The sequence below is a fragment of the Streptomyces sp. NPDC104367 genome, from assembly GCF_055583825.1.
On record NZ_JBVJND010000011.1, the window covers coordinates 89,768 to 110,024 of the forward strand.

The window sequence follows — 20,257 nt, forward strand, 5'->3', positions numbered from 1 at the left end:
CCGAGCGGTGAGACGCTTCCCCCGCCTCGCGGCCCTGCTCGCGGCCGCGGCCGTCGCCCTCCTGCCCACCACCGCCTCCGCCGACGTCACCTACCCCGACCCCCTCCCGCTGACCGGCCAGCAGATCATCCACGACCCCACGGTCCACCAGCTGCGGGACGGCCGGTACGTCGCCTACTCCACCGGCGGCGTCATCGGCGCCCGCCTCTCCACGGACCTCCGCGACTGGACCGACGCGGGCAACGCCTTCACCACCCCGCCGAGCTGGTGGTACGACTACAACTCCACCGCCGACCCCTGGGCCCCCGACCTCTCCTACCGCGACGGCCGCTACTGGCTCTACTACGCGGTCTCCTCCTGGGGCACCAACCACTCCGCGATCGGCGTGGCCACCTCGCCCTCCGGACTCCCCGGCACCTGGACCGACCACGGCCCCGCCTTCACGTCCGGGACCACCGACTCCTGGAACGCCATCGACCCGGCGGTCGTCCGCGCCGACGGCAGGCTGTGGATGGCCTTCGGCTCCTACTGGACGGGCATCCGCATGGTGCCGCTCGACCCGCGGACCGGCAAGGCGGTCCCGGGAGCCACGGTCGCCCACCTGGCCACCCGCCCCGACGCCCCCTACGCGGTCGAGGGCGCCTCGATCCTGCGCCACGGCCGCTACTACTACCTCTTCGCGTCCTACGACGCCTGTTGCGCAGGTGTGAACTCGACCTACAAGATCAGGGCAGGCCGCTCGACAAAGGTGACGGGCCCGTACACCGACAGCACGGGGACACCCCTGCTGGAAGGCGGCGGAGACCTGCTCCTGGCAGGCCACGGCCGCTACATCGGTCCGGGCGGAGAGTCGACTTTCCGCGCCCATGGAAAGACCTGGCTGGCATACCACTACTACGACGCCGACGACGCCGGCACCCCGAAGCTGGGGCTGAACCCCCTGGGCTGGACGAAGGACGGCTGGCCGAAACTGAGCTAGGAACAGCCGACCAAGGGGCGCGGGGAACTGCGCGAGCAACCCCCACGCACCCGCACCCGCCCACGAAACAAAAGCACGTACCTCGAAAGGCGAAAATGCGCACCGCCCGCTTCACCCTCGACCCCGCCTTCACCATCGGCGAAGTCAACCCCCGCCTCTTCGGCTCCTTCGTCGAGCACCTGGGCCGCTGTGTCTACACCGGCATCTTCGAACCCGGCCACCCCACGGCCGACGCCGAAGGCCTGCGCCAGGACGTCCTCGACCTCGTCCGCGAACTCGGCGTCACCGCCATCCGCTACCCCGGCGGCAACTTCGTCTCCGGCTACCGCTGGGAGGACTCCGTCGGCCCGGTCGAGGACCGCCCCCGCCGCCTCGACCTCGCCTGGCGGTCGACGGAGACCAACCGCTTCGGCCTCGCCGAGTACATCGCCTTCCTGAAGAAGGTCGGCCCGCAGGCCGAGCCCATGATGGCGATCAACCTCGGCACGCGCGGCGTGGCGGAGGCCCTGGAACTCCAGGAGTACGCCAACCACCCCTCCGGCACCGCCCTCTCCGACCTCCGCGCCGCCCACGGCGACAAGGACCCCTTCGGCATCAGGGTCTGGTGCCTGGGCAACGAGATGGACGGCCCCTGGCAGACCGGCCACAAGACGGCGGAGGAGTACGGCCGCATCGCCGCCGAGACGGCCCGCGGCATGCGCCAGATGGACCCGTCCGTGGAACTGGTCGCCTGCGGTTCCTCCAGCCAGTCCATGCCGACCTTCGCCGAGTGGGAGGCCACGGTCCTCGCGGAGACGTACGACCTGGTCGACTACATCTCCCTGCACGCCTACTACGAGCCCCAGGACGGCGATCTCGACTCCTTCCTGGCCTCCGCCGTCGACATGGAGTCCTTCATCGAGAACGTGGTCGCCACCTGTGACCACGTGGGCGCCAGGCTGAAGTCCCAGAAGAAGATCAACCTCTCCTTCGACGAGTGGAACGTCTGGTACACCTCGCGGTGGCACGAGATCGAGAACTCCGACGTACGGGACTGGCCCGAGGCCCCCCGCCTCCTGGAGGACAACTACAGCGTCCTGGACGCGGTGGTCTTCGGCTCCCTCCTGATCGCCCTGCTCCGCCACGCCGACCGGGTCACGGTCGCCTGTCTGGCCCAGCTGGTCAACGTGATCGCCCCGATCATGACGGAGCCCGGCGGCCCGGCCTGGCGCCAGACGACGTTCTTCCCCTTCGCCCAGGCCTCGCGGTACGGCCGGGGTGAGGTCCTCGACGTCCGCGTGGACTCGCCGACGCACGAGACCAGGAAGTACGGCGAGGCCGCCCTGCTGCACGCGACGGCGGTGCGCGCGGACGACGGCACGGTCACCGTCTTCGCCGTCAACCGCAGCCGGACGGAGTCCCTGCCCCTGGAGGTCGCCCTGAGCGGCCTGGACCTGACAGGGGTCACCGAGCACAGTGTCCTCGCGGACGAGGACCCCGACGCCCGCAACACCCTGGCGGACCCGGAGCGCGTGACCCCGCACCCGGCCGACGGCACGACGCTCACCGACGGCACGCTCACGGCCACCCTGGAGCCGCTGTCCTGGAACGTGATCCGCCTGGCGTAGGGTCAACGGCCGGGGGAGTCCACTCCCAGGACGTCCACTCCTCCGGCCGCACTGCCCAGCAGCTCAAGCCGTACCGCGCCGGGACCGGCCTCGGACGTGCCGTCCGACAGCACGGCCAGCGCCAGCGTGTTGGAACCCCGGGTACGCAGGATCCCGTTCGGCAGCACGAACGTGTGCTGCGGGCCCACGTCGTTGATGTACTGCCCGAGGTTCCACCCGTTCAGGAAGATCTGCACCCGGTAGGCCCGCGCGGGATCGTCCTCCAGGACCAGACCCACCGACGCGTCGACCCCGTCCGGCACCGCCAGCCGGAACCCGGTCCGGTACCAGGTGACTCCCATCCCCTGGTCCGCGCGGGGAAGCGCGACCGGCTCCCAGCCGCCGTCCCCGAACCCGGGCAGGTGCCACCCCTCCCGCTCCCCGTGCAGCCCGCCGTTGTTCTGCGGCCCCCGCACCGGGTCCGGCCGGCCGGCCCCCTGGATCCGCCAGCTCACCTTCGGGGAGGCCCCCTCGAAGGCCACGGCGGTCAGCCCGCGGGCCGCCTTGTGGGTGTCCGCGGACCTGCCGTCCATGTCGTGCTGCATCCGCCGCACCAGCACGGACAGCACATGGGACCGGGCCTCCCGCTGCCGCTTCTGCCGCTTGGTCCTCGCCCCGGCGACGGGAAGTTCGGCGGTCGCGGTCCAGCTGCCCTGCCGGACCGTCTTCGCGTCCGGCACCGGCATCCGGTGCGAGCCCAGCGGCTTCCCGTCCAGCCAGGCCATCAGCATGCCCTGGGTACCGGTGCTGTAGGAGAGCGAGACGGACTCCAGGTCCTCCAGGTCGCCCTCCAGCCGCGCCCGGTACCAGACGTCCCCGTAGTGGAAGCCGTAGTCGTCGGCGAACAGCACCGGCTGCCCGTCCGGCACCGGTGTGGTGCTGTACGACGTCTTCTTCTCCGCGACCGTCCACGTCGAGTCGTCGAAGTCCACCGCCGACTCGGGGTTCCCGGTCCTCCGGCGCCAGCCGCCCAGCTCCGGCAGCGCCGGCCGCGGCGCCCCCGCGAGGTCCGCCTCGGCGACGAGGCTCCCGGTGACGCTCACCCGGGTCCGCACCGGCTGCCCGTTCCAGGTGACCGCGGTGATGCCGCGCGGCCCCCAGACCTCCAGGCCGGTCGGCGCCACGGTGTCCCCGGTGAGGTGCACGGTCGTGCCGTTCAGCTCGGCGTGGCGCAGCAGCGCGGGGCCGTAGACCAGCACGGTGCCGGACGGGGTGTCGTACGGGAACAGCCGGACGGAGGTCGCGTCGTCGGCGAGGAGCAGCAGCAGCGGGGTGTCGCTCTCGCCGCCCTGGACGAGGACCCGGGTGAGCCCGCCCCGGCCGAGCGGCGCCGTGACGTGCACGAGGCCCTGCTCGTAGACCCAGGCCGCCTCGGCGTCCAGGCGCTGGACCAGGGGCTCGGCCGGGCACTCCAGCACGAGGTGGGCCATCTCGTCGTACGGCCCGGTGAACAGGGCGATGTCCATGCGCGCCGCGTTGAGCACGAACATCGGCTGGGCGGTGCAGTAGCGCAGCGTGCGCCTGCCCAGCGAGAGCCCGGTGGTGACGATGCGGGCGTCGCGGGCCGGGACGGTGACGTCGATGTCGTCGGTGCCCGTCCGCAGCGTGGACCGGACCGGGCTCGTGCCGTCGTTGCGCAGCACGTACACCTGTGCCCGGGTGTCGGCGTTGGCGAGGTGGTACGTCCTCAGTCCGGGCACGTGGACGTCGGCCGCCCGGTCCAGCTTCGCGAAGTCGGGGACGCGCTGGAGGAGGTGGCCGAGCTGGTGCATCGGCGCGATCTTCGCGGTCACGTTCCGCGCCTCGTCGATGGCCGCGCCGTAGTCGTACGACGTGTAGACGACCGGGGCCGGCAGCCAGCCCCAGGTGGTGCCGCCGTAGGTCATGTAGACGTTGTGCAGGGTGATGCCGTTGGCGAGGTTGGTGAGGTAGAAGCGGCGCTCGTAGGCCGCGTCGCGGGTGCGCCGGGACTCGGCGTAGCCCTTGCCGCCGAACTCGGCCCCGCCCCACGGGTCGAACCAGCCGCCCCCGAACTCGGGCACGAACCCGGGCGTACGGGGGCTGGCGGTGGCGCCGCCCTTGAGGCCGCCGGTCCCGAAGGTGCCCCAGTCGGGCGGGGTCTGGGAGGGCGAGGGGTAGCCGTCGAAGCCGTACAGCCACCCGCCGCTCCTGCCGCCGGTGTCGAAGGACCCGGGGATCCAGTAGCCGTTGCGCCCCTTGTCGTTGTGGAACAGGGGGACGTCGATGCCGTCCGCCCGCACCTTCTTGTACAGATGGGACATGTAGGCGGGGCCGACCGGGTCGGTGACGTGGCCGTCGTACTCGTTCTCGATCTGGTAGAGCAGCACGCTGCCGCCGCCGTCGGTGAGCTGGTGGCGGCGGACGATGCGGTTGACGGCCGTCAGCCACGCGTCGACATGGCCGAGATAGGTGGGGTCGGTGGTGCGGGCGGTGCCCTCGGTGGCGGTGAGCCAGCCGGGGAAGCCGCCGGCGTCGACCTCGGCGTTGATGTAGGGGCCGGGCCGGAGGATGACGTACAGCCCGGTCTCGGCGGCCGTGCGCAGGAACAGGTCGAGGTCGCGGACACCGGTGAAGTCGTACGTGCCGGGCGCGGCGCAGTGGTAGTTCCACGCCACGTAGATGCTGACCGCGTTGTAGCCGTGGGCCCGCATCTTCTCCAGGACGTCCCGCCACAGGGAGGGGCTGGGCAGGCGGAAGGGGTGCAGCTCGCCGGACCAGACCACCAGCCGCCTGCCGTCGACGAGCAGGGAGTGGTGGTCGTAGCCGATGCTGTGCCGCCGTCCGTCGGCGCTCGGCGGGGCCGGCGCCGGGCCGGTCGGCACGCTGCGCGCGGCGTACGCCGAGGACGCCCCGGGGCCGCCGCTGCCGCCCAGGGCGAAACCGAGCGCGGCCGAGCCGGCGAGGGCACTGAAGGTACGTCTGCTGAGCGCCAAGGGATCCTCCCGGGCGATCTTACGGGGCGCGGGTCCGGTCATTCTGCACGGGAGGACGCCTCACAATGGACGTATGAGGATCTCGGCACGGGCGGATTACGCGGTACGGGCGGTTCTGGAACTCGCCGTACGGCAGGGCGACGGCCCGGTGAAGGCGGAGGAGATCGCCGGCGCGCAGGACATCCCGCACAAGTTCCTGGAGGGCATTCTGGGGGATCTCCGGCGCGCCGGGATCGTCGACAGCCGGCGGGGCGGGGGCGGCGGCTACCGGCTGGCCCGGGAGGCGTCCTCGGTCACCGTGGCGGACCTGATCCGCGCGGTGGACGGCCCGATCGTCTCGGTCCGCGGCGAGCGCCCGACGGGCCTGGCCTACACGGGCACCGCCCAGCCCCTGCTGCCCCTGTGGATCGCCCTGCGCGCCAACGTCCGCAAGATCCTCGAAGGGGTCACGGTCGCCGACATCGCGGCCGACGCCCTCCCGGAACCGGTCCGCGAACTGGCGGCGGAACCGGCGGCCTGGGAGAACCCGTAGCGCGGGAGCCGACGGCTCGGGCGCGCGACGCCCGGGGCTGCACCGCCCGCCGACCGGGCCGGTGGTCGTCGTCCTCCCGGAGGAACCGGGGATCCACCGGCCGCGGACGGACCTGGGGCCGTTCGTCGAGCCACCGGATCTCGAACTCCGTCTCGGTGCCCTCGACCGGCCACCGAGCGGGGTCCTGCGGCAGCCACGGCACGTCGACGAAGCCGCCGACGGGGAGTCCGACGTCCACGAAGACGCCGATCATGCCGGGCTTCGGTACCAGGACCACCGTTGCGCGCAGGCGCTGCCCGATGCGCAGCCGACGACGCGTCGCCTTCCGTTCCGGCCTGTCAGCTTCCGGTTCCGGCATACGCGAGAAAGCCGGCCCAGGTGGCGGGGGAGAGGGTGAGGTGGGGGCCGGTGGTGTTCTTCGAGTCGCGGATGTGGATGGCGGTGGGGCAGGCGGCTATTTCGACGCAGTCGCCGTCTCCGCTGCTGCTGTAGCTCGACTTGCGCCAGGAGAGGGCGACTTCTACGCAGTCGTCGCCCGATCCGCTGCTGTAGCTGCTCTTGAACCAGGCCAGGTTGGTGGTGCTCATAGGTCCCCTCGCATCCGCTGCAACAGGCTCACCGAGTCTCTAATAGTGTGAGCCTGCGAGCGCATCCTGGCATAGCGCTGTTGGAGGACGCTGACCACTTTCGGATCAACGATCAGCTGGCCGCTCTCCTGGCCTTCGCAATAAGCGAGCCAGCGGTTCTCCGGTGTTTCGAGCAACCGCATGGGGCCGTGCAGCCCGGCGTGGGTCTCCTGCACCTGCGGCATGATCTGCACCTCCACGTTACGCAGTTCGGCGAGCCGCAGCACGTGGTCGATGAGGTCCCGGGTGACCTCCGCTCCGCCGGTCCGGCGCAGGAAGACGCCCTCTTCCAGGATGAAGCTGAACGCCGTGTTGGGACGCTCCCGCAGCAGTCGCTGCCGGTCCGCTCGGGCCAACCACTGGGCCTCGATCTGCTCGTCGTCCAGCGGCGGCAACTGCTCGGTGAACAGCGTCCGCGCGTACGCCTCCGTCTGCAACAGGCCCGGGACCAGGCGGCATTCGTACGTGTACAGCGTGACCGCCGTCGCCTCCATCCTCGCCCACCGGCGGAACCACGCCGCCAACCCCGGCTGGCGGGCCACATGTCCCGCCGCCCGCCGTAAGGCCCCCGTGTTGCCCAGGGCCTCCTCCGCCGCCTCCACGAAGGACTCGTCCGGCATGCGGCGGCCCAACTCCACCGAGGCCACCGTGTGTTTGGAGAAGCGCACCCGCTCCCCGAACTCCTCCCTGCTCAGCCCCGCGTGCTCGCGCAGCGCCTGGACCACCGCCCCGAAGGTCCGCAGACTGTCCGACGACTCCGGCTCGACCCCATCGCCCACGTAGGCCACCTCCCGCCCACGATGGTCACACCCGGTGACCGGTACGGTCCAGTCCGTCACCCCGTACGCCCTTCCCGCGTACGCGGCTCCGACCTGGAGAATCGGCCGGTCCGGGCGGCAGATTGGGGGCATGGAAGCTCCCCCCGCCACGGTCACCGTGAGTCGAACACTCGCCCAGCGGCTGAGTGCCACCCCGCGTGGCGCCCGCCTCGCCCGTCATCTCGCCGTCGCTCAACTCCACCAGTGGGGCGGTCCGTTCGCGTCGGCGGATGTGATCGACAGGGTGTCGTCGATCGTCGCGGAGCTGGCCGCGAACGCGGTGACGCACGGCCGGGTGCCGGGACGGGACTTCGAGCTGCGGGTCTCTTCGGTGACGGGGAGCGTCCGCGTCGAGGTCACCGACACCCGGGCCGAACGGCGGCTGCCCGTCCCCGGGGGCGTGGCACCGCCCGGACCGCTGGACGAGGGCGGGCGCGGCCTCGTGCTCGTGGGCGCGCTGGCCGACCGGTGGGAGGTGCTGGAGCGGGACTGCGGCGGCGCACCGGGCAAGACCGTACGGGCCGAGGTGGACCTGCCTCCTGGCCGCAGGCCCTGACGGCCCCGGGGGACGCGCGTGCGCACCTCGTCGTCCCCCGGGGCGGGCGTCAGCTGGAGACGCCGAGGGTGAGCGTGCCGGTGTAGCCGGCGGAGGTGGAGCCGGTGACGGTCATGAGGCCGGAGGAGGCGCCGCCGTCGTCGTAGATCGAGTCCTGCGCGAGGGTCGTCCGGGTGACCGTGTTGGTCGAGTACGGCGAGACCTTGGCGACCGCCGTGGTGATCGTCTCGTCGATGAAGAGCTGACCCGTGTGGAGGGTCGTGCCGCCGGTGAAGGAGCCGTCGGAGGTCAGGGTGACGCCCGTGTGGACCTTCACGTGGATGTGGACGCAGCGGCCCCGGTACCAGCCCGGGTAGATCGTCGTGATGCTGGCGACGCCGCTGGAGTTGGTGAGCACACCGCCGCGCAGGAAGGTGCCGTCGTCGGCCTCGCTGTGGCCGTTGGCGCCGACGTAGCCGGAGTACTCGCCGAGCGAGTCGGCGTGCCAGACCTCCACCAGCGCGTTGGGGATCACGGTGCAGGCGGAGTTGACGACGGTGAGCGCGAGGTTGAGGGTGATGCCGGACTTGCTCTCGGTGATGTTGGAGCGGACCAGCGCCCCGTCGAGGTAGTAGGGGCCCTCGGTCTGCTCCTCCGTGAGGGAGCAGACCGCCGCGGCGGCGGCCGGCTGGAGGTCGGGTGCGGCGACTGCCGCGGGGGCCTCGGTCGAGACCGCTGCGCCTACGGCCAGGGCAGCGGCGGTCGTCCCGGTGGCGACGAGTACGGTGCGGCGCCCGACGGTGCGGGCGGCATCTGGGGTGTCTGTCATGGACACGGCACCGTAGGAACGGTTCCTGTTGGCGGGCTGTCAGTTCTGCAAAGTGAGCGAACGTCAAGTCGTCTGTTGAGACAGGTGAGCTGACACGTGATCCCTGTGAGAACCGTTGACGGCACATCGATTCGATTCTACGGTCCGTCCGAATTGACGATCGCCGTTCGGTATACCGCACAAGGAAACGCTCCTGGTCCACTGACCCGCTCCGTAGGAGGCTCCGCGTGACCCGCACCCGCACCCGCACCCGCACCGCGCTCCTCGCCCTGCCCGCCGCACTGCTGCTCGCCCTGGTGCCGACCAGCGCCTCGGCCTACCCCAACCCGGGCACCGTCACCGGTGACGTCGTCGTCCACGACCCGACGATGATCCGCACCTCGGCCGGCCGCTACCTGCTGTACTCCACCGGCGGCGGTCTCGCGTACAAGACCTCCACCGACCGGACCGCCTTCACGGCCGGCTCCGACGCGTTCACCACCAAGCCGGGCTGGTGGTCGACGTACGCCACGGAGGCCTGGGCGCCGGACATCTCGTACCACGGCGGCAAGTACCTGATGTACTACGCGGTTTCCACGTTCGGATCCAACACGTCCGCCATCGGATTGGCCGGTTCCACGACGGGCCTGCCCGGCTCCTGGTCGGACTACGGCACCGTCTACACCTCGACGTCCTCCAGCGACTACAACGCCATCGATCCCAACCTGTTCGTCGACGACGACGGCAAGTGGTGGCTCTCGTTCGGGAGTTGGTGGACGGGTATCAAGATGATCCGGATCGACCCCTCGACGGGGAAGCAGTACTCGGGCGACACGACCCGCTACTCCCTCGCCGCCCGCCCCACGGGCAGCAAGGCGGTCGAGGCGCCGTACATCGTCAAACGCAACGGCTACTACTACCTGTTCGCCTCCTACGACCTGTGCTGCCAGGGCACCAGCAGCACGTACAAGGTCAAGGTGGGGCGCGCCACGTCGGTCACCGGCCCGTACTACGACCAGAGCGGCGTCGCCATGACCAACAACGGCGGTACGGCGGTCCTGGAGTCGCACGGCACGATCATCGGCCCCGGCGGCGAGTCGGTCATGAGCGACACGGACGGCGACCTGATCGTCTACCACTACTACGACGGCAACGACAGCGGGACGCCCAAGCTCGGCATCAACCTGCTGAGCTGGAGCACCGGTTGGCCGGTGGCGTACTGAGGGTCCGGAGCCCGTTGGTAGCGTCGGCCCGACCCGTGCCGTCCCACCGAGAGAGGCCTGATGTCCCCGACGATCCGCAGGGCGGTGATCCCCGCCGCCGGGCTCGGCTCCCGCCTGCTGCCGCTGACCAAGGCCACCCCGAAGGAGATGCTCCCGGTCGGTGACAAACCGGTGATCGAGCACACCGTGCGCGAGCTGGTGGACTCCGGGATCACCGACATCACCATCGTCGTGTCGGGCGGGAAGAGCCTCATCCAGGATCATTTCCGGCCCAATCCCGTGCTGGTCGAGCAGTTGCGCAACGACGGGAAGACCGCCTACGCGGACGCCGTGGAGGAGGTCGCCGAACTCGCCCGCCGGGGCCACATCACCTATCTCGACCAGTACGGGCCGTACGGCAACGGCACCCCCGTCCTGAACGCCGCCCGCGCCTTCGGCGACGAACCCGTGCTCGTCCTGTGGCCGGACGACGTGTTCGTCGCCGAGGTGCCCCGCGCCCAGCAGCTGATCCGCGCCTACGAGCAGACCGGCTGCCCGGTGCTGGCCCTGCTGCCGATGGACCCCGCCGACTCCCAGCGCTACGGCGTGCCCCTGGTCAAGGAGGACCTCGGCGACGGCCAGCTGCGCATCACCGGCCTGGTCGAGAAGCCCGCGCCGGCCGACGCGCCCTCGCCGTACGCGGCCATCGGGGGCTATGTGATCACCCCCGGCATCGTCGACGAACTGCGCGAACAGACCCGCCGCTGGTACGAGCACCGCACCGGCGAGGTGTACCTGACCGACGCCATCAACGCCTACGCCGCCAGCCGGGCGGTGTACGGGCAGGTCATCCAGGGCCGCTGGTACGACACCGGCAACCCCGCCGACTACCTCGTCGCCCAGATGGCCTCCGCCCTCGCCCACCCCGAGTACGGGCCGGTCCTGCGCGGCCTGGTCCGCCGTCTCGACGAGGAGGACGGGAAGGGCGGGACGGGTGGGCAAGTTGGGGGGAACCCGCCGGGTGCGGTATGATCTTTTCAGAGCCGGTCGCCGTAACTCCCGGTGGCTAGCAGTGCGTTGGTGGTCCAAGGAAAGACGCCCCGCTTCCTGCGGGGAAATGCAGGTGCAAGGCCTGCCCGGCGCTCGATCAGATGCCCGTCCGTGTGTGCTGCGGACGGGCATCTCGCTTTTCGTCCCGCCCGTCGCGTGTTCCCGGAGCGCTCCGGGAACGGTTTCGAACACTGCTCGAACGGCCCGCAATCCTTTCGGGGTAATCGACCTGTTTTTGCCGCCTTCCTCCCGGTTCGGGCTGATAGGAAACCTTCTGGCTGAAGCACAACTCCAGAGGCGGGCATGCGGAAACGGTGTGACACGGGGACGGCGCGGGCCGGTGTGGTGATCGTCGGCGCCGGCCCCGCGGGGCTCGTCCTGGGGAACCTGCTGCTGGACCGCGGCATCGACTGCGTGATCCTGGAGCGGCGCGGCCGCGAGGCGGTGGAGGGGCGGGCCCGGGCCGGCTTCCTCGCCGCCCGCACCGTACGCGTGCTCACCGAGCACGGCCTGGCGGCCGGGCTCTCGGCCCGCGGCGGCACCCACACCACCTGCCTGTTCCGCAGCGACCGGGGCGAGTTCACCCTGGACTACGGCACGTTGGGACAGGGCGAGGCGCACACGGTCTATCCGCAGCAGGAGTTGGTGCGGGACCTGATCGCCGAGTACCTGCGGCGCGGCGGCGAGATCCACTTCGGCGCCCCGGCCGAGGAGGTCACCGGGGGCCGGGTCCGGGTGCACGGCGGCGCCGAGTTCACCGGGCGGTACGTCGCCGGATGCGACGGACACCGGGGCATCGGCCGCGCGACCCTCACCGCCCGCGGCACCCGGACCGCCCGCCACGACCACGGCGTCTCCTGGCTCGCCGTGCTGGCCGCGGCCCCGCCCAGCCTGGACGCGACCGGATACGCCCTGCACGAGCGGGGGTTCGCCGGTCACATGGCACGCACCGCGTCCGTCACCCGCTACTACCTCCAGTGCCCGCGCGGCACCGACCCCGCCGACTGGAGCGAGGACCGGATCTGGTCCGAGCTGGCGATCCGGCTGCGGAGCGCCGAGTTCGGGCCGCTGCGCGAGGGCGCCGTCCTGGAGCGGGCCGTCGTCGACCTGCGCTGCGACGTCCTGGACTCCCCGGGCGCCGGACGGCTGTGGCTGGCCGGTGACGCCGCCGGTCTCATCAGCCCGTCGGCGGCCAAGGGCGCCAACCTCGCCGTACTCCAGGCCGAGTCGCTGGCCGCGGCGTTCGAGGAGGCGCTCGCGCACGGCGACCCGGCCGGCCTCGACCGGTACGCCGCCGCCTGTCTGCCGCGCGTCTGGCGGGCCCACGAGTTCTCGCACTGGATGAGCGGCCTGCTGCACGGCCCGGCCGGCGACGGCGACGAGGCCCGCTACGGGCGGGCGTTGCAGTACGCCCGGCTGGAGAGCCTGCGCACCTCACGCGCCCACCAGGACCTCTTCGCCGAGCACTACACGGGCATCTGACCCCGCCCGTTCTCGCACCTAACCCCGGGACGCACCCGCCCCGGTTCCGCCTGCCCCACGATCACCGGGAACCCTTCATGAACCTCTCCGTCGTACAGCCATGTCTGACGGAAGCCGACCTGGACCGGATCCGGCACGCCGCCGACCACGTCCGCGACCACGACACCGACCAGGTCCTGGCCGGACTGCTGCCCGAACTGACGGCCGAGGAGCGGGCCGACGTCTGCCGCCACCTCGTCTACGACCACACCGCGGTGCTGGTCTTCCCCGCCTCCCTCGACGGACTCCACGACGGACTGCGGGCCGCAGGACTGGCCGACCCGGGGCCCGTCGCGCCGAGCGTGGTGGTGCGCGGACGGCTGCTGAGGCGCTACGGCTCGGCCGTCGCCGACAGCCCGGTCGGGATCGTGCACGTGCCCGTCGCCGGACGGACCGTGGAGATCTTCGCGCTGCCCGTGCCGCCCGGCTCCCCGCTGGAGACGGCCGCCGACGACGAACGCGCCCACGGCCACGAGTCCCACCACGCCTTCGCCGTCACCGCACCGGGCCGGGTGATCCCGGCCGGACTGCGCACCCTGCTCACGGAACGCGGCGGAGCGGTCCTGGACGGCGGCGGCTACAACGGCCACGAGAACGTGACCGTCCTGTACTTCCGCACCTCCCGCCACCGCCGCTTCGAACTCCGCCTCCCCGGCCGCCAGGAGCCCCTGCCCGACCCCACCCTCGCGCTTCTCGGCGTCATGACCGGCGCCTGGGCCACCCAGGCCGTCCGCACCATGGCCGAACTCGGCCTCGCCGACCACCTGTCCGACCGCCCCGGCCTCGACACCCTCGCGGACCGCACCGGCACCGACCCCGACGCCCTGCGCCGCCTGCTGCGCTACCTCGCCGGCCTGGGCCTGCTCACGGCGTCCGACGGCACCTACCAGCTCACGGCCCTCGGCGAACCCCTGCGCACCGGCACCGAGTTCTCCCTGCACCCGCTCGCCCTGCTCTACGGCGGCCCGTTCTACGACTCCTTCGCCGGGCTGCCGTACGCCGTACGCACCGGGCAGGAAGCTTTCGCCCACCGCCACGGGCAGCACCACTTCCCCTACTTCGCCGAGCGCCCCGAACTCGCCGGCCTCTTCCACCGGGCGATGGCCGCGAGCGCCGAGATGTTCACGCCGGTACCGGACCTGGTCGACTTCTCCCTGGCCCGCCGGGTGGTGGACGTCGGCGGCGGCAACGGCGCCCTGCTCGGCCGGGTCCTGCGGGCCCACGCCCATCTGGAGGGGGTCCTGCTGGAACGCCCGGAGGCACTGGCGGCGGCCCGCCCGGAACTGGCCGACCTGGCCGCCCGCTGCGCCTTCGTCCCCGGCGACTTCACGGAGTCCGTCCCGGCCGGCGCCGACGTCTACTTCCTCTCCCGCGTCCTGCACGACTGGAGCGACGACCGCTGTCTGGCCATCCTCCGCCGCTGCGCGGACGCCATGCGCCCCGGCGCGGAACTCCTGCTGGTGGAACGCCTGCTGCCGGCCCACGACGGCACGCCGTCCCCGACCCCGGCCTGGGACGTCCACATGCTGTGCAACGTGGGCGGCCGGGAACGGGAGGAGGAGCACTACGAGCGGCTGCTGGAGGAGGCCGGCTTCAAGGCGCTGGCCTGCCACCCCCTCCCCCTGGGAGCCGCACTCCTGCGCGCCGTACGCGTATAGAGCGCCCAGAGGGGGCGCGGGGAACCGCGCGACCGGTCACGACGAATGCCGCACCCGGCCGTGTCACGGAACCCGACGGCGACTACCCGACCTGCCCCATCCCCGCCGCGTTCGGCCAGCTCTGCGCGTTCGGCCACCCGGTCGCCGCCGCCGGCGCCAACCCGGGCGCGGGAGTCTGCGCCGGCGCCGTGGCCCCGCGCACCTGCGCCGCCGTGAGCCCACCGCGCGCCGGAACCCCGGGCGGCGTCGGCCCGGCGGGCACGGGAGCGGGTACCGGGGTGGGCATCTGCATGGGCGCCGGGGTGGGCATCTGCTGCTGCGGCGCCGCCATCATCATCGGCTGCTGCATCTGGAGCCCGGCCGCCGCCGGCATCGGCATCCCGACCGGCGGACCGGTGACGGGGAGCGGCATGCCGGCGGCCGGGGCGGCGGCGAGACCCGGCGCCATCCCCATGGCCGCCTGCGCGAGCTGCATGCCCGCCCCGTTGGTCTCGCTCACCAGCCGGTCCACCGCCGCCGTACCCGAGCTGTAGCTGGTCCCGGTGCCCAGCTCGGGCACGGCGGCTCCCCTCATGGTCCCGTAGAGCACCTGCTCCAGGGCGGACACCAGGCGACGCACGTCCACCTGGGGGCGCACCACGAGCCTCATGAAGCGGCTGGACGAACCGATCTTGTTGCCGCACTCGCGGACGAGGATCCGGTGCTCGGTGAGCAGCCGGTCCCGGACCACGGTGCCCTCGGCGCCGACGGGAAGGCGCACGAAGAGGAAGTTGCCCTGCGAGGGGTAGACCGTCAGGCCGGGCAGCGCGGAGAGCTGGCTGGCCATCTCCAGGCGGTCCTTGCGGACCTGGAGCAGGCTCTGCGTGTACTCGGCGCCGTGTTCCTTGAGCATGAAGACGACGTACTCGGCGAAGGCGTTGAGGTTCCACTTCGGCAGCATCGCGCGGACCTTGCCGGCCAGCGAGGGGTTGGCGACCATGTAGCCGAAGCGGATGCCGTGCAGGCCGAAGTTCTTGCCGAGGCTGCGCAGCACGATGACGTTCGGCCGGATCATCGCCTCCTGGACGACGCTCGGCTCCTGCTCGGCGTCGGCGAACTCCAGGAACGACTCGTCGATGACGATCAGGTCCAGGTCGGCCATGGCGTCCATGAACTGGACGAGCGCGTGCTTGTGGAGGAACCCGCCGTCGGGGTTGTTGGGATTGCAGATGACCGCGACCTTGGTCCCCCGGGTGCGGATGAAGTCGGCGTACTGCGCGAGGTCGAGCGCGAAGCCGCTGGACTCCTGGAGCGGGAACATGTCGACCCGCTTGCCGGTCTCCATCGGCTGGTCGGTCCAGCGGCCGAAGGTGGGGACGGGGATGGCGAGGGACTCGCGGACCAGCAGGTGGTCGATCCAGGTGATCAGTTCGGTGGACCCGTTGCCCATGGCGACGGCCTGCGGCGGGAGCTGGAGGAGCTGGCACAGCTCGGCGGTGATGGTGTCGGCGCTGCTCGGGTAGAAGGTGATGATGTCCTTCAGGCGCGCGGCCATCGTTTCCATCATGGCCGGGGTGGGGAAGTACGGGTTGCAGGGAATGCAGAAGTCGACCGGCCCCACCCCCTCGCCCCCTTCGCGGGTCAGCGCCGCCATCGACGGGCTGTGAGCGCCGCTGCGGAACAACGAGGTGACGTTGCCGGCCATTGAACCTCCGTATGGGGCGGGCCCGATGGGGACGTCCGGGCCCGTCGCTTGGGCGGCCCGCGCGGGGGAGCACGAGCCGCCCTTGAGTACGGAGGCGGCTGATCCCCTGTTCAACGGGTGTGAAAAAAGTGTGAGTTTACGTTTCTTCTTGGCAACGGCCTGTGTGTCGCGCTTGAAACGGCGCGAAGGGCCGCGTGACCGGCCCCTTACCGGTCGCGCGGCCCCTCACGGCCTCAGGCGTCGAACGTGTGGACCGTCCGCGTCCTGTAGACCTGTCCCGGGCGCAGCACCGTCGACGGGAAGGCCGGGTGGTTCGGCGAGTCCGGGAAGTGCTGCGTCTCCAGGCAGAGCGCGTCACCCTGGCGGTAGGTCTTCCCGCCGGTGCCGGTCAGCGTCCCGTCGAGGAAGTTCCCGGAGTAGAACTGCAGTCCCGGCTGGTCCGTCGCGATCTTCAGCGTGCGTCCCGAGCGCGGGTCCCGCAGCGTCGCGACGTGCTCGGGCTTGGCCGTGATGCCCTTGTCGAGCACCCAGTTGTGGTCGTAGCCCTTCGCCTGCACCTGCTGCACGTGCGCGGCACGGATGTCCCGACCGATCGTCTTCGTCTCGCGGAAGTCGAAGGGCGTGCCGCGCACGGTGGCCAGTTCGCCGGTGGGGATCAGCCCGGAGTCGGTCGGCGTGTACCGGCCCGCGGCGATCGTCAGCTCGTGGTTCTCGATCGTCCCGCTGCCCTCGCCGGCCAGGTTCCAGTACACGTGGCTGGTGAGGTTGACGACCGTGGCCTTGTCGGTGGTGGCCTCGTAGTCGATGATCCACTCGCCGTGCCGGGTGAGGGTGTACGTCACCTTCGCCTTGAGCGTGCCCGGGTAGCCCATCTCGCCGTCGACGCTGGTGTAGTGCAGGTGCAGGCCGACGTCCGAGCCCTTGGTGAACGGCTCGACGTCCCAGACGTGCTTGTCGAAGCCCTGGCTGCCGCCGTGCAGGCTGTTCACGCCGTCGTTGACGGAGAGCTGGTAGCTCTTGCCGTCGAGGGTGAACTGCCCCTTGGCGATGCGGTTGCCGTAGCGGCCGATGAGGGCGCCGAAGTACGGGGTCCTGGCGACGTAGTCGTCGATGTTGTCGAAGCCGAGGGAGACGTTGGAGTAGTGACCGCGCCGGTCCGGGATCTCCAGGCTCTGGACGACACCGCCCCAGTTGAGGACCTTCAGACGGGTGCCGCCGTTCTCCAGCGACCAGCGGTAGATCTTCGTGCCGTCGGCGAGCTTGCCGAAGGACTCCTTCACCGGCTTCCTGCCTCCCGAGGCGGCCTCGGCGGTCCCTGTGCCGAGGGTGGTGGCGGCGATGCCCGCCGCCGCGGCGCCTGCGATGACCGTGCGTCTGTTCAGTTCCATGTGCGGCTCCCGCAAAAGGAGGGGCCCCGCCTTCCGGCGGGGCCCGAGCTGACTTACGAACCGGACTTGCGCTTGTTCCATACGTCGAATCCGACCGCCGCGAGCAGGGCCAGGCCCTTGATGACCTGCTGCCAGTCGGTGCCGACGCTGAGGAGGTTCATGCCGTTGTTCAGCACGCCGAGGACGAGACCGCCGATGATGGCACCGAGGATGGTGCCGACACCGCCGCTCATGGAGGCGCCGCCGATGAACGAGGAGGCGATGGCCTCCAGTTCGAAGCCGTCGCCCGCCTTCGGCGAGGCCGCGTTCAGCCGGGCCGCTACCACCAGTCCGGCCAGGGCCGCGAGCACGCCCATGTTCAGGAAGACGTAGAAGGTGACCTTCTTGTCCTTGACGCCGGACAGCTTGGCCGCCGGCAGGTTGCCGCCGATCGCGTAGATGTGCCGGCCGAAGACCGCGTTGCGCATCACGTAGCCGTAGCCGACGACCAGCGCGCCCAGCACGATCAGCACGATCGGGGCGCCCTTGTAGCTGGCGAGCAGCATGGTCAGCACGAGGATCGCGGCGACCAGCGCGGTCAGCTTCAGCAGGAACAGCCGGGTGGGCGGCACGTCCAGGGCGAACTCCTGCTGGCGGCGCCGGTCCCGGAACTCCTGCCAGACCACGGCGGCGATCAGCACGAGGCCCAGCAGCAGCGTGATGTTGTGGTAGTTGGTGTGCGGGCCCACCTCGGGGAGGAAGCCGTTGCCCAGGTTCTGCAGGCCGTTCGGGAACGGGCCGATGGTCTGCCCCTGGAGCAGGATCTCGGTGAGGCCGCGGAAGAGCAGCATCCCGGCGAGGGTGACGATGAACGACGGTATGCCGAAGTAGGCGATCAGCACTCCCTGGGCGGCACCCGCGAAGGCTCCCATGACCAGGCACAGGACCAGCGCGAGGGGCCAGGGCACCCCGTGGTTGACCGTCAGCACGGCCGCGAAGGCGCCCACGAACGCCGTCAGCGAGCCGACCGACAGGTCGATGTGCCCGGCGATGATCACCATCATCATGCCGATGGCCAGGATCAGGATGTAGCTGTTCTGGAGGACCAGGTTGGAGACGTTGCGCGGCAGCAGCAGGTCCCCGTCGGTCCACACGGCGAACAGGGCGACGATCAGACCGAGCGCGATCAGCATGCCGTACTGGCGCATGTTGCGGCGCAGCCCGTCGAGGACCAGCCTGAGCAGGTTCCCGTCGGCGGCCGATCCGCTCCCGCCCGGCGGCGCGGGCGCCGGGCTCTTGGCGGTGACATCCGTGCTCATCGCGTTACCTCTTTGTCCTTCGTCATATGGCGCATCAGCACTTCCTGCGTGGCCTCGGCCCTGGGCACCTCACCGGTCAGGCGGCCCGCGGCCATGGTGTAGATGCGGTCGCACATGCCGAGCAGTTCGGGCAGCTCGGAGGAGATGAAGACGACCGCCTTGCCCTGGGCGGCGAGCTGGTCGACGACCGTGTAGATCTCGTACTTGGCACCGACGTCGATGCCCCGGGTCGGCTCGTCCAGGATCAGCACCTCGGGACCGGCGAAGATCCACTTGCTGAGGACGACCTTCTGCTGGTTGCCGCCCGACAGCTTGCCCACCGGCTCGAAGACCGTCGGCGCCTTGATGTTCATGGACCTGCGGTAGCCCTCGGAGACCTGCCGCTCCTCGTGCTCGTCCACGATCCCGCGCCGGGCGACCTTGGCCAGCGCGGTCAGCGAGATGTTGCGGTTGATGGTGTCGATCAGGTTGAGGCCGTAGTGCTTGCGGTCCTCGGTGACGTACGCGATGCCGTGCCCGACCGCCTCGGCCACCGACTTGGTACGGATCTCCGTACCGTCCTTGAGGACCGTGCCGCCGTCGTACCGGCCGTACGTCCGCCCGAAGATGTTCATCGCGAGCTCGGTGCGGCCGGCGCCCATCAGGCCCGCGATGCCCACGATCTCCCCGCGTCGGACGTGGATCGACACGTCGTCGACGACCTTGCGCTCGTGGTCGATCGGGTGCCGCACGGTCCAGCCGCGGATCTCCAGGGCCGGAGCGGCGTCCGACTCGCCCTCGTAGGAGGTGCGTTCGGGGAAGCGGTGGTCCAGGTCGCGGCCCACCATGCCCGAGATGATCCGCTCCTCGGTCGTCTCCTTCGACTTCACGTCGAGGGTCTCGATGGAGTGGCCGTCCCGGATGATCGTCACCGAGTCGGCGACCCGGCGGATCTCGTTGAGCTTGTGCGAGATGATGATCGAGGTGATGCCCTGGTTCTTCAACTCAAGGATCAGGTCCAGGAGTTTGCCGCTGTCCTCGTCGTTCAGAGCCGCGGTCGGCTCGTCGAGGATGAGCAGCTTCACCTTCTTCGACAGCGCCTTCGCGATCTCCACCAGCTGCTGCTTGCCCACCCCGATGTCGGTGACGCGGGTCTCCGGGTGGTCGTCAAGCCCCACCCGGCGCAGCAGCTGAGTGGCGTGCCGCAGGGTCTCCCGCCAGTCGATGAACCCTGCCTTGGCGTGTTCGTTGCCGAGGAAGATGTTCTCCGCCAGCGAGAGGTACGGCGACAGCGCCAGCTCCTGGTGGATGATCACGATGCCGCGCTGCTCGCTCGCCCGGATGTCACCGAACGCGCACGGCTCGCCCTCGAAGAGGATCTCGCCCTCGTAACTGCCGTGCGGGTGGACGCCGGAGAGGACCTTCATCAGGGTCGACTTGCCGGCACCGTTCTCCCCGCAGATGGCGTGGACCTCGCCCTGGCGGACGGTCAGTGTGACGTCCGACAGCGCCTTGACGCCGGGAAAGGTCTTGACGATCGAGCGCATTTCCAGGACGGGTCCCGCCATGGTCTGCCTTC

The 20,257-nt window shown here is 70.8% G+C and carries 16 protein-coding genes; 8 read left to right on the forward strand and 8 right to left on the reverse strand.

Features of this window, described 5'->3' with window-relative positions; all coding sequences use genetic code 11:
* Positions 1 to 7 precede the first annotated feature (7 nt).
* Together ACZ619_RS18450 and arfA are read left to right on the forward strand one after the other, a co-directional pair.
* Positions 8 to 979: an arabinan endo-1,5-alpha-L-arabinosidase gene (locus tag ACZ619_RS18450; protein WP_469599842.1), complete on the forward strand. Its 972-nt coding sequence runs from the start codon at positions 8 to 10 to the stop codon at positions 977 to 979.
* Positions 980 to 1,074: 95 nt separating this feature from the next.
* Positions 1,075 to 2,586 (forward strand): arabinosylfuranosidase ArfA, encoded by a 1,512-nt coding sequence (arfA, locus tag ACZ619_RS18455; protein WP_469599843.1) that lies wholly within the window; start codon positions 1,075 to 1,077, stop codon positions 2,584 to 2,586.
* Between the two features lie 2 nt (positions 2,587 to 2,588).
* Here the strand turns inward: arfA and ACZ619_RS18460 are convergent, their stop codons facing one another.
* A complete protein-coding gene (locus ACZ619_RS18460) occupies positions 2,589 to 5,579 on the reverse strand; it encodes a glycoside hydrolase family 35 protein (protein WP_469599846.1) in 2,991 nt (996 codons plus the stop codon).
* Between the two features lie 73 nt (positions 5,580 to 5,652).
* Between ACZ619_RS18460 and ACZ619_RS18465 the strand changes: the two genes are divergently transcribed.
* A complete protein-coding gene (locus ACZ619_RS18465; protein WP_469599848.1) occupies positions 5,653 to 6,111 on the forward strand; it encodes an RrF2 family transcriptional regulator in 459 nt (152 codons plus the stop codon).
* 338 nt (positions 6,112 to 6,449) lie between these two features.
* On the opposite strand, the gene ACZ619_RS18470 is transcribed toward ACZ619_RS18465, so the two are convergent.
* Positions 6,450 to 6,698 (reverse strand): DUF397 domain-containing protein, encoded by a 249-nt coding sequence (locus tag ACZ619_RS18470; RefSeq protein WP_469599850.1) that lies wholly within the window; start codon positions 6,696 to 6,698, stop codon positions 6,450 to 6,452.
* Positions 6,695 to 7,516 (reverse strand): helix-turn-helix domain-containing protein, encoded by an 822-nt coding sequence (locus tag ACZ619_RS18475; RefSeq protein ID WP_469599851.1) that lies wholly within the window; start codon positions 7,514 to 7,516, stop codon positions 6,695 to 6,697. Before ACZ619_RS18475 ends, ACZ619_RS18470 begins: the two co-directional genes overlap by 4 nt.
* Before the next feature lie 130 nt (positions 7,517 to 7,646).
* Between ACZ619_RS18475 and ACZ619_RS18480 the strand changes: the two genes are divergently transcribed.
* Positions 7,647 to 8,111 carry an ATP-binding protein gene (locus ACZ619_RS18480; protein ID WP_469599853.1) on the forward strand — a complete coding sequence of 155 codons (465 nt, stop codon included), beginning with the start codon at positions 7,647 to 7,649 and terminating at the stop codon, positions 8,109 to 8,111.
* 49 nt (positions 8,112 to 8,160) lie between these two features.
* Here ACZ619_RS18480 and ACZ619_RS18485 read toward each other — a convergent pair whose 3' ends face one another.
* Positions 8,161 to 8,919: an intradiol ring-cleavage dioxygenase gene (locus ACZ619_RS18485; RefSeq protein ID WP_469599855.1), complete on the reverse strand. Its 759-nt coding sequence runs from the start codon at positions 8,917 to 8,919 to the stop codon at positions 8,161 to 8,163.
* Positions 8,920 to 9,146: 227 nt separating this feature from the next.
* Between ACZ619_RS18485 and ACZ619_RS18490 the strand changes: the two genes are divergently transcribed.
* From ACZ619_RS18490 to ACZ619_RS18505, 4 genes are all read left to right on the forward strand, one after another.
* A complete protein-coding gene (locus ACZ619_RS18490) occupies positions 9,147 to 10,121 on the forward strand; it encodes an arabinan endo-1,5-alpha-L-arabinosidase (RefSeq protein WP_469599857.1) in 975 nt (324 codons plus the stop codon).
* 60 nt (positions 10,122 to 10,181) lie between these two features.
* Entirely contained in the window at positions 10,182 to 11,132 is a 951-nt protein-coding gene (locus tag ACZ619_RS18495) for a UTP--glucose-1-phosphate uridylyltransferase (protein WP_469599859.1), read from the forward strand.
* Positions 11,133 to 11,453: 321 nt separating this feature from the next.
* Positions 11,454 to 12,632: a 4-hydroxybenzoate 3-monooxygenase gene (locus ACZ619_RS18500; protein ID WP_469599861.1), complete on the forward strand. Its 1,179-nt coding sequence runs from the start codon at positions 11,454 to 11,456 to the stop codon at positions 12,630 to 12,632.
* Positions 12,633 to 12,709: 77 nt separating this feature from the next.
* Positions 12,710 to 14,329 (forward strand): methyltransferase, encoded by a 1,620-nt coding sequence (locus ACZ619_RS18505; RefSeq protein ID WP_469599863.1) that lies wholly within the window; start codon positions 12,710 to 12,712, stop codon positions 14,327 to 14,329.
* Between the two features lie 82 nt (positions 14,330 to 14,411).
* Here the strand turns inward: ACZ619_RS18505 and ACZ619_RS18510 are convergent, their stop codons facing one another.
* The 4 genes from ACZ619_RS18510 to mmsA all read right to left on the reverse strand — a co-directional run bounded on the left by ACZ619_RS18510 (position 14,412) and on the right by mmsA (position 20,246).
* On the reverse strand, positions 14,412 to 16,013 hold the full coding sequence (locus ACZ619_RS18510; protein WP_469599865.1) for a pyridoxal phosphate-dependent aminotransferase: 1,602 nt from the start codon (positions 16,011 to 16,013) through the stop codon (positions 14,412 to 14,414).
* Positions 16,014 to 16,246: 233 nt separating this feature from the next.
* Complete coding sequence (locus ACZ619_RS18515) at positions 16,247 to 17,401, reverse strand: aldose epimerase family protein (RefSeq protein WP_469599867.1); 1,155 nt, start codon at positions 17,399 to 17,401, stop codon at positions 16,247 to 16,249.
* A gap of 53 nt (positions 17,402 to 17,454) precedes the next feature.
* Positions 17,455 to 18,699 carry a multiple monosaccharide ABC transporter permease gene (gene mmsB, locus ACZ619_RS18520; protein ID WP_469599869.1) on the reverse strand — a complete coding sequence of 415 codons (1,245 nt, stop codon included), beginning with the start codon at positions 18,697 to 18,699 and terminating at the stop codon, positions 17,455 to 17,457.
* Positions 18,696 to 20,246 (reverse strand): multiple monosaccharide ABC transporter ATP-binding protein, encoded by a 1,551-nt coding sequence (mmsA, locus tag ACZ619_RS18525; RefSeq protein ID WP_469599871.1) that lies wholly within the window; start codon positions 20,244 to 20,246, stop codon positions 18,696 to 18,698. The genes mmsB and mmsA overlap by 4 nt, the downstream gene beginning before the upstream one ends.
* Positions 20,247 to 20,257: the final 11 nt, after the last annotated feature.